The following is a 13303-nucleotide window of genomic DNA, read 5'->3' as shown; positions in this document are numbered from 1 at the left end:
GGTGGTTCAGGCCTTGCGTGCCAACGCACGTTCGACCACGGCCCACCAGTGGCTCAGGCGTGCATCTTCCGCCAGTTCAGAGAACTCGACGGTGGCACCAGCGTCGCGCCAGCGCGTCACCAGCGCCATCGCGCGGATCGAGTCCAGGCCCAGGTCGATCAGGCTGTCTTCGTCACCGATCTCGGACGGGTCTTCATGCAGAATCCGCGCGATGTCGGCGCGCATTTGTTCAAGGCTCAGGGTCTGCGTTGCATCTGTCATGGGGTTACCTTGGCGCCATGCGCCGTCCCGACTGGCGGGAAAAAATTCGATACCGGGTTGTGCCCTGCGTTTGATGTGGCGTTCGATGTGGCGTTTTAAGCGTCGTCTTGCGCGGTCAACTGCGCACGCAAGGCCGCACGCAATTCCTTGCGACTGACCTTGAGTGCCGCCGTGGCACTGAAACTGTCAACGAACACCACCTGGTCCGGCACCTTGAACTCGGCCAGCCCGCGTGAACGTATCCACTGCTTCAGCACTGCGCCCTTGGGCCGCTCGCCCTGCGCAATGATGAAGGCACAGCTGCGCTCGCCCAGGTATTCGTCGGGGATGGACACCACCGCCGCATCGAAGACCTGCGGGTGCGCCAGCAAGTGATCTTCGATCTCTTCTGCCGAGATTTTTTCGCCTGCACGATTGATGTGATCGGTCGCCCGCCCCTGCACCACCACGTAACCTTCCGGCGTGCGCTTCACGATGTCGCCGGTGCGGTAAAAACCGTCTTCCGTGAACGAGCGCGCATTGGCCGACGGGTTGTTGTGATATCCACGGATCGTGTAAGGACCACGCGTCAACAGATAACCGGCTTCGCCTTCCGGCACGGCATTGCCCTGGTCATCGACCACCAGTACTTCGTCGTCTTCGCTGATCGGACGACCCTGGGTCTGGATGATGAGTTCTTCCGGGTCATCCAGGCGCGTGTAGTTGACCAGCCCTTCGGCCATGCCGAACACCTGCTGCAAAGTCACGCCCAGCGTCGGGCGCACACGGCGTGCCACTTCCGGCATCAGCTTTGCACCACCCACTTGCACCACTTTCAGGCTCGACAAGTCGGCCTTGGTTCCCGGCGCTGCCTGCATCCACACCAGCAACAGAGGCGGCACCAGACTGACGTCGGTGACACGCTCGCGCTCGATCAGCGGGAAGGCAGCTTCCGGGCTGGGCGAGGGGCTGAGCACCACGCGTGACCCGGCGTACAGGGCACCCAGTACGCCCGGCGAACTCATGGGGTAATTGTGGGCAATGGGCAGCGCGCCCATAAACACACTGTCGCCATCCAGCCCGCAGATGCGCGCGCTTTCGCGCAGCGTGTAGATGTAGTCGTCGTGCGTGCGCGGGATCAGCTTGGACAGGCCAGTGCTGCCGCCCGAAATCTGCAGGAAGGCCACCGTGGACGGCACGGGCGGCACGGGTTCCGTGTTGCTTGCGCGGCCCTGCGCTTCCAGCGCGTCGAACGAAGTGAATTCATCAGCATTACCAACGATGAACACGTTCTTTACTGACGCCACGCGGGTTTTCAGTTCTCGTGCCAGGGCACGGTAGTCGAAGCCATCGTGGCGCTCGGCGGCAACGTACCCCACGGCTTCGCCACTGTTGGCGAAGTGTTCGATTTCCGTGATGCGGTGGGCGGGCAGCGCATACAGCGGCAAGATGCCAGCGCGGAACAGGCCGAACACCACCGACAGGAATTCCGGGATGTTCGGCAGATGAACGATGACCCGCTCGCCCGGCTTGATACCTGCGTCCAGCAGCCCACGCGCCAGCGCATCGGCGCGTGCATCCAATTCGGCATAGGTCCAGCGCGTGTCGCCCGCGACAATCGCCACCCGCTCGGGGTGGGCGGCGGCGCGTTCGCGCAGATAGCTGCCGAAGGTTTCGCCACGCCAATGACCGGCAGCGCGGTAGCGTTGGGCAAATTCCTCGGGCCAGATTTGTTGAGCGGTCAGGGTCATGGAATGTCTTCGAATCAGGAGAGCACGCACATGGCGTCGGCAGACGCGGGTGCAAGGGCATCCAGCGTAACGCGTGGGCTGAACCGGGCAGCGTCGGCGTAATGAAGTTGCACGGGCAGCGCTGCGCCGCGCAAGGCGATGGCGGCGCGGTAGGGGGCGATCAGCGTGGGTGGAATCGCAGCGTGGGCATTGGCCTGGGCAGCGTCGAGCGCGAGCGCAGCCACGATATAGCCCTGGAATTCAGACCCTGCACTTGCAGCTGGAATCTGTACCGGCTCGAACTGCGGCAGGCCACTTGCAGACTGCATCGTGGTCGACTTCTGCGATGGCAACGAGAAAGCAGCCGGGTCGGCAGACAAGCCGGTTCCAACCGCTTTCAGCACGGCTTCGCGCGCAGTCCAGAGCGACAGGAAATCATCGTCACCGCGCGCCAGCCGGCCTTGTTCGGCCGGGGTGAACCACGCCTGCACCAAGGCATTTGCATCGGCCGGGGTATCGCGTTCCAGGTCGATGCCAACAGGCACCGGAGCCAGTGCAATCAGGGCCAGATCACCACTGTGCGACAGGTTGAAGTGCAGCGCGTCAAAAGTGTGAACGGATGACAGATGGGCCGGCGCTGCGTTGGGCATGGATGCGCGTGCACCGTATTGGAGATGTGCGTCATAGCCATGCCGCACCAACACCGGCTTGCCATACGCACCTACCGACAGTTGCACGTCTTGCGCCTGCACATCCAATTGCTCGGCCAGCAGGCTTTTCAACACCGTCCTGGCCACCACGTGTCGACGCCGGTCCGCCGCCGTGCGAAAGCGCGCGGCACGGGCGCGTTCGGCAGGCGACAAGGCGTTCATCATCTGCGCGAGCAGCATGTCGTGGATATCGGTGCGGACCAGGGTGACGTGGATCATGCCGCCTAGACCCCAAGGTGCTCTTGATGCAGCGCATGGTCGGCGGCAAGCGCCGCCGGGGTGCCGTCGAACACCATACGTCCTGCCGACAGCACCAGCGCGCGGGTGGCAACCCGCAAGGCCATCGCCACGTTCTGTTCCGCCAGTACCACCGTCAGACCTTCTGCCGCCAGCCGGGAGACGTGATGCACCAGCACTTCTTCGACCGCCAGCGGGGCCAGACCTTCGCTGGGCTCGTCGAGCACGATGGTGTCGGCCTGCGTCAGCAGCGCACGCGCCAGCGCTAGCATCTGCCGCTCGCCGCCGCTGAGTGCGCCGCTGGATGCCAGACGACGCTCATGCAGGCGGGGGAATTCGCGGTAGACGCGATCGAGCGTCCAGGGGCTAGCCGAGGGGCTAACCGACCTGCCAGCCGGCTTGCGTGCCAGCGTCGCCAGGCGCAGGCTTTCGTGCACGGCAAGGGTGTGGAACACGCCGCGCCCTTGCGGCACCAAAGCCAGGCCCAGGCGAGCGATGCGATGCGTGGGCCAGTTGGTGACGGACTCGCCTTTCACCGTGATGCGTCCGCTCAGTTCCGGCCCCAGGTTGAACAAGGCGTTCAGCAGCGTGGTCTTGCCCGCACCGTTGCGACCGAGCACGGCCAACACCTCGCCACGCGCCAGGCTCAGATCGATGCGATCCAGGACCGTAACGCCGCCATAGCCCGCCGAGACGCTTTCGAAACGCACGAGTTGATCGGTGTTGCTCATGCCTGCACCTCGGCCAGTGCGCCCAGGTAGGCTGCGCGCACACCCGGATGCTGGCGCACGACTTCAGGCGTATCGATGGCGATCAAGCGTCCCAGGTCCAGCACCGCAATGCGGTCGCATTCGCGGAACACCACGTCGATGTCATGGGCGATCAGTACAACGGCGGTCTGCGCATGATGCTGACGCACCAGCGCCAGCAACTGCGCAGCTTCCTCAGTCGATAGCCCGGCCGTGGGTTCGTCCAGCAGCAGCACACGCGGCGATTGCGCCAGCGCGATCAGCATGTCGACGATGCGTTGTTCACCGTAAGACAGGTCAGCCACCAGCTCGTCACCACGACCGGCCAATGCGCAGCCATCGATCAGCGCCTGCGCCGTGGCGTCGGCCTGCGCATGGGCAGCGCGGCCACCCCACCAGCGATAAGCTCCGCTCCCTTGCGCACGCACGGCCATGGCAACGTTGCGGCGAATCGATTGCGTCGGGAACACCAGGCTTTTCTGGAAGGTGCGCACCAGCCCAAGCCGCGCGCGCGCAGGCGACGGCATGGTGCCCAGGTCACGCCCCTCGAACAGCACCGTGCCGGTATCGGCGTGCAGGAACCCGGTGATGATGTTGAACAAGGTGGTCTTGCCCGCGCCGTTCGGCCCGATCAGGCCAAGCGTTTCGCCGGCGCGCACATCAAGGCTGACCGATTCCAGCACACGTGACGCGCCGAAGGACTTGGCGATGTCGGTGATGCGCAGCAGCGCGTGCGGCTGGGCATCGGCAGACGTAGGAATTGGGCATGCGGCGTTTGGTGATGCAGCACCGGATGATGCATCGGCAGGCATTGCAGCGGACGACACAGAAGTCGGCAAGGCAAACGTCGGCCATGCGAAGGTCGGCAACAGACTCATGACCGCCCTCCCCGCACACCGCGCTGGCCCAGCCAGTGCGCAATGCCGTTGGGCATCAAGATGACGGTGGCCACGAAGATCAGGCCGATCACCAGTTGCCAGCGGTCGGTGTACGAGCTGACTTCGGTCTGCACGAACAGGTAGACCAATGCGCCCAGATACCCGCCGTACAGAGAGCCCACGCCGCCGATCACCGCCATGATGATCAGCGCTGCCGACATGCTCCAGTGAACCGAGTTCGGGCCGATATATTGGTTCACGAAGGGATAGATCGCACCCGCTGCACCGGCCACCGCACCTGCCAACAGGAAGGCAGTCACACGGATGCGGCCAACCTGATAACCCAGTGCCCCCATGCGAATCGGCTGATCGCGCACACCGGCCAAGGCTTGGCCAATCGGTGCCCGTTGGAAGCTGCGCGTGACTGCCCACCCGACCAGCGCAATGGCAGCCGCCACCAGATACAAAGCCAAAGGCGTGTCCAGGCGCAGGCTGCCCAGCGCCAGTTTCGGGAAGCCGCGCAGGCCGTCTGCACCACCGGTGACATCGCGCCAGCGGAAGGCCAGTTCCCAGACCATCTGACCAACCACCAAGGTCAGCACCAGGAAGAACAGGCCGGCACTGCGCAAGGTAACCAGGCCTATGATGCTGGCGATCAGCATGCCGGCGAAGATACCGATCACGAGCATTACCGGCAGTTGTGCCCCCCAGGAACCGGCAGCAACTGCCGCGCTGTAACCCGCCGCGCCAAACACCGCCGCATGGCCCAGCGACACCAGGCCACCGCCACCGATCAGCAGATTCAGGCTCATCACCGCGGTGCCGATCAACAGGATTTCGGCACCGAAGCGCAGCGAAAATCCGTCGCCAGATACCAACGGGATCAGCGCCAACAGCAGCACCAGCCCGGCCGCAATCTTGTCGCCCAAACGGTACTTGGCAGGCGCAGGTGCCTGATGCGTGGTGGTGTTCAGATGGGCGCTCATACCTGCCTCATCTTGCGCACGACCAGGCCCGACGGCCACATGACCAACACCGCTGCCATGATGCCAAGCGACAGGAAGTTGGCGAATTCCGGCAGCCACACACGGCTGAAGGTCGTGACAAAGCCAAGCAGCAAGGCGCTCAGCACCGTGCCGCCAAAGCTACCCAGGCCACCGACCACCACCACCAGCAAGGCCAGCAACAGCACTTCTTCATCCAGTCCCGGATATGCCGACAACATGCCCGAGCCCAGTGCGCCACCCAGGCCGCCCAGGCCCGCCGCCAGCACCACGCCCACAGTGAAGATGCGCCGCGTATTCAAACCCAGGGTTTCGACAATGCCGCGATCGATCACGCAGGCGCGGATCGCCGCGCCCCACAAGGTGCGGTCAATCGCATACCAAAGCCCCAGCGCCAGCACACCGCCCGTGGCGATGATGAACAGGCGATAGATCGGGAATGGCAGACCCGCGACAAACACCACGCCGCGCAACAGTTCTGGCGTGGGCAGCGACACCGTATCTGCCCCGAAGCCCCAGCGCATCAGGTCGGCAAAGATCACCGACAGGCCGTAGGTCAGCAGCACCTGCATCAGGTGCGTGCGCGGATAGAAGCGGCCGAAGGGGAAGCGGTCCAGCACCAGACCGACCGCGCCAGCGATCACAAAAGCAGCGGGGAATGCCATCCACCACGGTGCGCCTGCGCCTATCCAATGGATAGCCACGTAGCCGCCCAGCAGGAAAAATGAACCGTGCGTGAGGTTCACGAAGTTCATCAGGCTCAGCACCAGCGACAGGCCCAGCCCGGTGAGCATCAGCAACACCGAGAAGGACAGCGCGTTCAGCGTCTGGACAAGGTAGTAGGACACGATGTGTGCGCGGCCCCGATCAGGCCTTCGGACCCGGGTCCTGGATCGCCGGGTAGGTGTGGACCACGGTGTTGAACGGCTTGCCGTCGGCACCGCGACGCACTTCGTTCACGTAGATGTCCAGAATGGCCTGGTTGTTGCGCGCGTCGAAGCGCATCGGGCCGAGTGCGGTCGATACCGGTGCAGACAGCAGGCGCTCTTTCAGCTTGTCCTTCTGCGCGATGTCACCGGCCACGGCTTCGATGCCTGCGCGGATGACCTGACCAGTGGCGTAGGCCGAGGTGCTGGCTTCGCCCGGGATGCGGTTGCGTGCCTTCAGGTAGGCCGCAGCAAACGCGGCCGAGGCCGGTGCACCCGGTGACTGATGGTAGGTGTTGACGCCGCCCAGGCCCGCGTCGCCAGCAGCCGGCAACACGTCTTCCTGATCGAACAATGCGCCCGGGCCGATCACGCGAATTTTGTCCTGCAACTTGAAGTCACGCATCTGCTGCAGGAAACGCACGGCGTCGGCGCCGGGGAAGAAGGCGTAGACGAAGGACGGGGCAGCAGCAGCCAGGTTCATCACAATGGGCGCGAAGTCGGCGGTGCCCAGCGGGGTCCACAGTTGCTGGCCGACCTTGCCGCCCTGCTGGCGATAGGTATTGATGAAGTCGCCCACGTATTCACGGCCGGCCGCGTAGTCCGAGCCCAGCGTGATCCCGCCTTCCTTGGCAATCTTGTCGTAGGTCCACAGCGCACCGGTGTGGCCAAGCATCCAGCTGGTCTTGGTGGGACGGAAGATGTAGGGGCTGGCGGCTTCGCGCGCCAGGCCGTTGGCGGCGGCGATCGAGATGAAGGTCAGTGCTTTGGCATCGGCCACGATATCGCGAATGGCCAGCGCCACGGCAGCACTGATCACGCCGCACAGCACATCGACCTTGTCTTGCGACAGCAGCTTGCGCACCTTGCGCACGGCTTCGTCGGGCTTGCCCTGGTCGTCTTCGACCAGCAACGTGACCGGTCGTCCGCCCATCTGCCTGCCCGATTCAGCAATCAACAATTCCAGGCCGGCACGCATGCTTTCGCCCAGGGCCGCGAACGGGCCGGACAAGGACGTGACCAGCGCGATCTTGATCGGCGTGGTGCCACCGGCTGCGCGCACGGGGCGCATCAGGCCGAGACCAAGCGCAGAGGCAGCAGTGGCGGCAAGCAGATGGCGGCGGGTGATCGAAGTCGAAGTCATGGGGCGGGTTTCTGAAAACTTGTCTGAAAATTTCATCGGGAAAGCGGAGACGCGCTGGGGGCATGCGAGGCGGCAGCGTGCGCCGCAAAGTCCAGCGCGAAACGCGCCGACTCGGCCAGCATGGTGTGATGCGTGGCCTGGGGGAAATCATGGAAACGGGCATGCACGCCGGGCACGTTGGCCAGCAGCGCGGCCAAGCCGCGCGCAGCGGGCAGCGTAGGCACGCCACCGCTTCGGCTGGCAGGCGTGCCGTCTGCACCAATGGCAACCGGGTGCCAGGCTTCCTGCCCACCCGCCGTTACTACCACATCGACCGCGTGCGTCAGCGACTGCGCAGCCAGCGTTTCAACCAGCTGGATCGGACGAGACGCCTGCAATTCAAACCACCACAGCGCGGGGCTGGCGGCCAGATACGCCGAAAACGCATGCGGACGGGTGCTGAGTGCATGCAGCACGAACAGGCCACCGTAGGAATGCCCGTACAAGATCTGGCAATCGGGATCGACCGCGAAAGCCTCTGCTACCTCGGGCTGCAAGGTATCCACAATGAACGACAGAAACGCATCGGCCCCACCTGCACGCCATTCGGGCACACGCGGGTCATGCAGCACGCCGCGCTGTGCAATGGGTGGGGTGTAGTCGTAGGCCCGGCCCGACTTGCGGTCACTGTCGTGCGAGATCGCCACCACCCGCACCGGGCAGGCCGGCAAAGCATGCAGCGCCGCCAAGACCAGTTCGCCATCCAGCGCATACAGCAAGGGCAGACACGTGTCCGGGTCGGTATGCAGCGGCGACACCACTTGCACGGTGTAGGCGCGTTCGCCGTCAACAGAGCGCCAAGGGGCAGGCGTCTCTGACGGCGACTGGCCCAGCGCACGCGGCGGGGCCAGGGTTTCGACCTGCCAGCGGGTTTCGCCAGCCAACGGTCTGGGTGAAGAAAGCACGGCGCTCAGCGGCTCGCGCCACCCGGCGCGACCGGCAAATCCACCATGTAGGTACCGCGCAGCGGCACCGTCAGGAATTTCTGGTTGATCTCGTCCAGCGTCTGCTGCGGCGACACGTCCTTGAAACCAACCGGGTCGATCCAGCGCGCCAGCGATTCGATGAACACCACGTGCAGCGGCGAGTCATTGAAGCCGTGCCAGATACCATGGGCATTGCCCTTGCGCACTGCGCTGAGGGCACCCAGGCCAGCGCCGTCCAGCACACGCTTCAGGCCGACTTGGGCGGCGTCCAGCTCCACCCCGGCACCGATTGCCAGACCGGTGCCGCTGCGACGACCGGCACCCGTGCCGGTGGCCACGTAGACGACCGGATTGCGGCTGTTGATGTACTCGAAGCCCAGCGAACCGGTGGCGCTCTTGATCACATCGGCACCGATGTTGTGGCCGCCTGCGAACGTGATCATGTCATTGAAGGTGCCTACGCCCGGCGAGTTGCAGCAGTCGGTGCTGCCGGCATGCGCGTGCACAAACACCGGCGGCTTGCTGCTGACCTTGGCAGTCTGCGTGCCGATGCGTTTCATGTGCGATTCGTAGAAGCTGATGAAGGCTTCAGCACGATCTTCGTGGCCCAGTGCCTGACCCAGAATACGGATGCTGGGCACCGTGTTTTCCAGCGGCTTCATGAAGAAGTCGACCACCACTACCGGCACGCCTGCCGCATCGAAGGCGCGAACCAGCGGCGAGGCCGATGCGTCGGTGCCCGGGCGAATGCCGGCAAATGCAGAGGTCAGGATCACCAGGTCGGGACGCAGTGCCAGCGTGGTTTCGACCGAGAAAGTGTCTGCCGTGTGACGACCCACCACCGGCACCTTGGCCAGGGACGGATATTTCGCCAGGTAATCGTCGTAGTCGCTGGCGTAAGAGGTCTTGAACTCGTCGGACCAGCCCGCCAGGATCGCCACCGGGTCAGGCGTAAGAATGCCCAGCATGGGCAGGTAACGCGCCTGCGCCAACACCACGCGGGTTGCGGGCTTGGGCAACACGACCTTGCGCCCGGCAACGTCTGTCAGCGTGATCGGCGCTGCGCTGGCGAGTCCACCCGCCAAAGCGGTGCAGAACAGGAAGAGGCAAACAAAGCGGCGCAGCAAGGTCATGACGGATCGACGTGAGGGGAACGGGACAGACGTGACGGAACAAGCAATACGGAAGTACGGCGCAGATACGAAGCAAGAACGAGACGAGAAGGAAACACCGAACAATTGCCCGGCATTAATCGACATTCAGGCGGCGGCATCGTCGCGAGCGGGTCCCGGGCATCTCCGGCCTGGGTTCGCGCATCCGCTGGCGGGCGACAGCCAATCATCGCGCCGCACGGATTTAATAAGGTTGATTCTCATTCTACCCGTTCCCCGCAGGCAGGCACAACCGCGCCGGCCGCGTGGACACTGGACAAGACCCGGCCAGCACACGGATCTGGGGAAGATTTCTGCCCGGCAGGCGTCAATGAATCGGGTTGTGCAAGCCGTCGATCAGCACCTGGGGAATGCCGCGCGAGCAAGGTTCGACGCGCCCCACCACCCCGTAGACATCAGCTAGCGAAGACGGGCTGATCACCTCACGCGGGGAGCCTTCGGCGATCAGTTCGCCCTTGCGAATCATCAGGGTGTAATCGGCGTGGCGCAGCGCGATGTTCAGGTCGTGCAACACGATCACGGTGATCAAGCCGTTTTCGCGGGTTTCCTGATTCAGCAGGTCCATCACGTGGAATTGATAGTTCAAGTCCAGCGCCGACAGGGGTTCGTCCAGCAACAACAGGCGCGGACGGCGGATCATGGCTTGTGCCAAGCCAACCAGCTGCTTCTGACCACCGGACAGGCTGTCTAGGTACTGCATGGCCAAATGGCCAATGCCCAAGCGTTCCAGCAAGCTCTGCACGGCGGCGACACTGGCGCTGCCGCCATCTGCAAACGTGGACGCATTGGCTGCCACCAACACCGATTCGAACACCCGCAGGTGCACGGCGGCCGGCAGAGACTGCGGCAAATACACCACTTGTCGCGCACGTGTCTCGAAACTGGCCGAGGTCAGGTCCTGGTCATCCAGCAGCACCTGGCCGCCAGAAATACGGGTCAGGCCAGCCAGTGCTTTCAACAGCGTGGACTTGCCACTGCCGTTGGGGCCGAGCAGTGCTGTGACAGTGCCGGTTTGCAGCGGCTGCACCGACAGGTCGGAAATGATGGTGCGCTCGCCGTAAGCGACGCGAAGGTGACGGATATCGAACACGGACAGCCTTACTGCATCTGACGGCGGAACACGACCGCCAGGAAGAACGGAATGCCGACCAGCGACGTGACGATACCGACCGGAATGACGATGCCCGACACGATATTCTTCGACGCGATCGACGCAAGCGACAGAATCACACCGCCCACCAGCGCGCTGCCGGGCAGATAGAAACGGTGATCCTCACCAAACAACCGGCGCGCAATGTGCGGCGCGACCAGGCCGATGAAGCTGATGGTGCCGACAAAGGCCACGGCCAGCGCCGACAGCACACTGATGCGGATGAGCGCCGTGCGGCGCAGACGGCGCACATTGATGCCGAAGCTGGCCGCGCGGTCTTCGCCCAGGCGCATGGCAGTCAGACGCCAGGAATCGCGGATTGACAGCGGCAGGATGATCGCAAACACCAGCAGCAACATGCCCAGCTTGCCCCAGCTGGCGCGCGTCAGGCTGCCCATGGTCCAGAACACCAGTCCTTGCAGGGCTTCGGCGCTGGCTACGAACTGCACCAGGGCCACCAGTGCGTTGAACGAGAACACCAACGCAATACCGAACAGCACCACGCCCGATGCGTTCATGCCGCCCCAGCGCGCGACCGCGTCCAGCAGCAAGGCAGCCAGCAAGGCGAAGGCAAAGGCGTTGCCCGCGATCAGCCACGATGCCGGCAGGCCAGGAATGCCGATATCCAGCACGATGACCAGCGACGCACCAAAGGCAGCGGCCGACGACAGACCCAGCGTAAATGGGCTGGCCAGCGGGTTGTTCAAAATGGTCTGCATTTCGGCACCGGCCAGGCCAAGCGCCATGCCCACTGCCATGGCCATCAGCGCCTGCGGCAGCCGGATGTCCCAGACGATGACCCGCGTGGTGGGGTCGGTGGCCTGCGGATTGAACAGCGCATAGGCCAGGTCACGCAGGCCCAGGCCGGCCGGGCCAAGCATGAAGTCGGCAAGAATGGCCAGCACAATGATGCCAGCCAACAAGGCCACCAGGCCGATCCGACGCCGCAACATGCCGCGGTAAAGCGTGGCGGTATCGAGGGGATCACCGCTGAGCGGGAGAGATGCTGAAGGAGAACGCTTCACGGACGCGGGGGCTGCCTGACAGGAAAGGAATTAACGGCTGGAACGAGCGGGAAAACTTAACGGCGAGGAACGCACGCCGACAATTAACGACGAAAAATTCACGCCAATATCCCCGGACGATAGCAAGCGGCCAATGACACGGCGGTGAGCACGTCGGCGGGGTTGACCCAACACCACCGAGATACAACCGACCAGGATTAGACACCTGAATCGTAATCATTCAGTATCCCATGATTTGCACCCACGTATAAAGACGCGGGTGCCATGCACGCTTGTTGGCAGGCCTTCGATTGCCCTGATGGTCTGTCTTTGGACGCGTGCAGACCGGAACTTGCGCACCGGCTGTTTTCCGTCCCGATCCCCCGTTTGTTGTGAGTGCTTCCATGTCGCTGGACCTGACCGCCCTTCTCGCTTTCGATCCGACTCGCCATCAGGGCGGCATGATCGTTCCGCGCACCCATGAGTGCCTGATCACCGCCCGCAGCGGCGCGCCCTATCGCATTCTGATTTCCTGGCCCGAGGGCGAAGCACCCGCAGCGGGCTGGCCGATTGTCTACCTGCTGGGTAGCGACACCTTCCTGCTGGCCACCGAGATGCTGCGCTACCGGGCAGGCGGCGGCACGGCAGACAGCTTGCGGGCGGGCATCATCGTCGGCATTGGCTACCCGGCTGAGAACCGTCGTGTATTCGACTACACCCCTGCCGCGCTGCATGGCGAGCCGAACCCCAAGCACCACGGAGCCGACGCCTTCCTGGACTTTGTGCTGGACGACCTTCGGCCCGCCGTGGAAAACGTGCTGCCCGTCGATCGCGGCGCGCAGACCTTCGCCGGCCATTCGCTGGGCGGCATGCTGGTGTTGCTGGCGCTGTTCAGACAACCCGACGCGTTCCAGTCCTACCTGGCATCCAGCCCCTCGGTCTGGTGGCGCGATGCGCAGTTGCTGGAAATGGCCAAGCGTTTTGCCGCACAAGATGCCACGGCTGACGTGCCCGTTGCGCGTCTTTGGCTGAGCGCGGGTGAATATGAGCAAGCGCTCAGCCCGGCAGAACTGGCGGAAAACGGCCCCGACATCGAGGTTGCCCGCAAACAGCGCGACACCCGATTCATGGTCGATCACAACCGCGAGATTGCCAACGCACTGCGCACCCGCAGCGACCTGCGTGTCGGCTTTCGCTACTTTGCGAATGAAACCCACCGCACCATCGTGCCGGTCGCCTTGCTGGCGGGGTTGTGTGCGGCACTGGCGTCGGAATGGATGCCGGACGAAGCCACGGCGTGGGATGAATGCTGACAGCTAGCTGATCGTCAGAAAACCGCGATGCATCAATGCGACGGATGGTGACGGGCCCATCCGCATCGCATGAAACTGGGT

The 13303-nt window shown here is 64.0% G+C and carries 13 protein-coding genes; 1 reads left to right on the top strand and 12 read right to left on the bottom strand.

The annotated features are described in order from the left end of the window. Nucleotides 1–6: 6 nt before the first annotated feature. From FXN63_RS04945 to FXN63_RS04890, 12 genes are all read right to left on the bottom strand, one after another. Nucleotides 7–261 carry a phosphopantetheine-binding protein gene (locus tag FXN63_RS04945; protein ID WP_148813386.1) on the bottom strand — a complete coding sequence of 85 codons (255 nt, stop codon included), beginning with the start codon at nucleotides 259–261 and terminating at the stop codon, nucleotides 7–9. A gap of 95 nt (nucleotides 262–356) precedes the next feature. Continuing rightward, nucleotides 357–1991 (bottom strand): (2,3-dihydroxybenzoyl)adenylate synthase, encoded by a 1635-nt coding sequence (locus tag FXN63_RS04940; RefSeq protein ID WP_148813384.1) that lies wholly within the window; start codon nucleotides 1989–1991, stop codon nucleotides 357–359. 14 nt (nucleotides 1992–2005) lie between these two features. Further along, entirely contained in the window at nucleotides 2006–2899 is an 894-nt protein-coding gene (locus FXN63_RS04935; RefSeq protein WP_148813382.1) for a 4'-phosphopantetheinyl transferase family protein, read from the bottom strand. Nucleotides 2900–2904: 5 nt separating this feature from the next. Continuing rightward, on the bottom strand, nucleotides 2905–3648 hold the full coding sequence (locus FXN63_RS04930; protein WP_148813380.1) for an ABC transporter ATP-binding protein: 744 nt from the start codon (nucleotides 3646–3648) through the stop codon (nucleotides 2905–2907). Further along, nucleotides 3645–4544, bottom strand: coding sequence for an ABC transporter ATP-binding protein (locus FXN63_RS04925; protein WP_246165035.1), 900 nt, complete (start codon nucleotides 4542–4544; stop codon nucleotides 3645–3647). The genes FXN63_RS04930 and FXN63_RS04925 overlap by 4 nt, the downstream gene beginning before the upstream one ends. After that, a complete protein-coding gene (locus FXN63_RS04920; protein ID WP_148813378.1) occupies nucleotides 4541–5530 on the bottom strand; it encodes a branched-chain amino acid ABC transporter permease in 990 nt (329 codons plus the stop codon). Before FXN63_RS04920 ends, FXN63_RS04925 begins: the two co-directional genes overlap by 4 nt. After that, complete coding sequence (locus FXN63_RS04915) at nucleotides 5527–6396, bottom strand: branched-chain amino acid ABC transporter permease (protein WP_148813376.1); 870 nt, start codon at nucleotides 6394–6396, stop codon at nucleotides 5527–5529. Before FXN63_RS04915 ends, FXN63_RS04920 begins: the two co-directional genes overlap by 4 nt. A 19-nt stretch (nucleotides 6397–6415) precedes the next feature. Continuing rightward, entirely contained in the window at nucleotides 6416–7618 is a 1203-nt protein-coding gene (locus FXN63_RS04910; RefSeq protein WP_148813374.1) for an ABC transporter substrate-binding protein, read from the bottom strand. 32 nt (nucleotides 7619–7650) lie between these two features. Next, nucleotides 7651–8562 carry an alpha/beta hydrolase gene (locus FXN63_RS04905; protein WP_187395108.1) on the bottom strand — a complete coding sequence of 304 codons (912 nt, stop codon included), beginning with the start codon at nucleotides 8560–8562 and terminating at the stop codon, nucleotides 7651–7653. Between the two features lie 5 nt (nucleotides 8563–8567). Further along, a complete protein-coding gene (locus tag FXN63_RS04900; RefSeq protein WP_148813370.1) occupies nucleotides 8568–9716 on the bottom strand; it encodes an ABC transporter substrate-binding protein in 1149 nt (382 codons plus the stop codon). A 346-nt stretch (nucleotides 9717–10062) separates the two neighbouring features. Continuing rightward, nucleotides 10063–10845, bottom strand: a complete 783-nt coding sequence (locus FXN63_RS04895) for an ABC transporter ATP-binding protein (RefSeq protein ID WP_148813369.1) — start codon at nucleotides 10843–10845, stop codon at nucleotides 10063–10065. A gap of 8 nt (nucleotides 10846–10853) precedes the next feature. Next, nucleotides 10854–11858 carry a FecCD family ABC transporter permease gene (locus FXN63_RS04890; RefSeq protein WP_148818955.1) on the bottom strand — a complete coding sequence of 335 codons (1005 nt, stop codon included), beginning with the start codon at nucleotides 11856–11858 and terminating at the stop codon, nucleotides 10854–10856. 455 nt (nucleotides 11859–12313) lie between these two features. On the opposite strand from FXN63_RS04890, the gene FXN63_RS04885 reads away from it, so the two are divergent. Continuing rightward, nucleotides 12314–13222 carry an alpha/beta hydrolase gene (locus tag FXN63_RS04885; protein ID WP_148813367.1) on the top strand — a complete coding sequence of 303 codons (909 nt, stop codon included), beginning with the start codon at nucleotides 12314–12316 and terminating at the stop codon, nucleotides 13220–13222. The last annotated feature ends 81 nt before the right edge of the window (nucleotides 13223–13303 follow it).

The organism is Pigmentiphaga aceris (genome assembly GCF_008119665.1).
GTDB lineage: Bacteria > Pseudomonadota > Gammaproteobacteria > Burkholderiales > Burkholderiaceae_B > Pigmentiphaga > Pigmentiphaga aceris.
The sequence above is the reverse complement of the archived record's forward strand: the minus strand, read 5'-3'. Positions and strand labels throughout refer to the sequence as shown.

Bases quoted from the DNA above. Each gene is read 5' to 3' on its own strand.
- FXN63_RS04885 (WP_148813367.1), top strand. From the start codon at position 12,314: ATGTCGCTGGACCTGACCGCCCTTCTCGCTTTCGATCCGACTCGCCAT.
- FXN63_RS04910 (WP_148813374.1), bottom strand. From the start codon at position 7,618: ATGACTTCGACTTCGATCACCCGCCGCCATCTGCTTGCCGCCACTGCT.
- FXN63_RS04890 (WP_148818955.1), bottom strand. From the start codon at position 11,858: ATGTTGCGGCGTCGGATCGGCCTGGTGGCCTTGTTGGCTGGCATCATT.
- FXN63_RS04900 (WP_148813370.1), bottom strand. From the start codon at position 9,716: ATGACCTTGCTGCGCCGCTTTGTTTGCCTCTTCCTGTTCTGCACCGCT.
- FXN63_RS04945 (WP_148813386.1), bottom strand. From the start codon at position 261: ATGACAGATGCAACGCAGACCCTGAGCCTTGAACAAATGCGCGCCGAC.
- FXN63_RS04940 (WP_148813384.1), bottom strand. From the start codon at position 1,991: ATGACCCTGACCGCTCAACAAATCTGGCCCGAGGAATTTGCCCAACGC.
- FXN63_RS04920 (WP_148813378.1), bottom strand. From the start codon at position 5,530: ATGAGCGCCCATCTGAACACCACCACGCATCAGGCACCTGCGCCTGCC.
- FXN63_RS04935 (WP_148813382.1), bottom strand. From the start codon at position 2,899: ATGATCCACGTCACCCTGGTCCGCACCGATATCCACGACATGCTGCTC.
- FXN63_RS04925 (WP_246165035.1), bottom strand. From the start codon at position 4,544: ATGAGTCTGTTGCCGACCTTCGCATGGCCGACGTTTGCCTTGCCGACT.
- FXN63_RS04930 (WP_148813380.1), bottom strand. From the start codon at position 3,648: ATGAGCAACACCGATCAACTCGTGCGTTTCGAAAGCGTCTCGGCGGGC.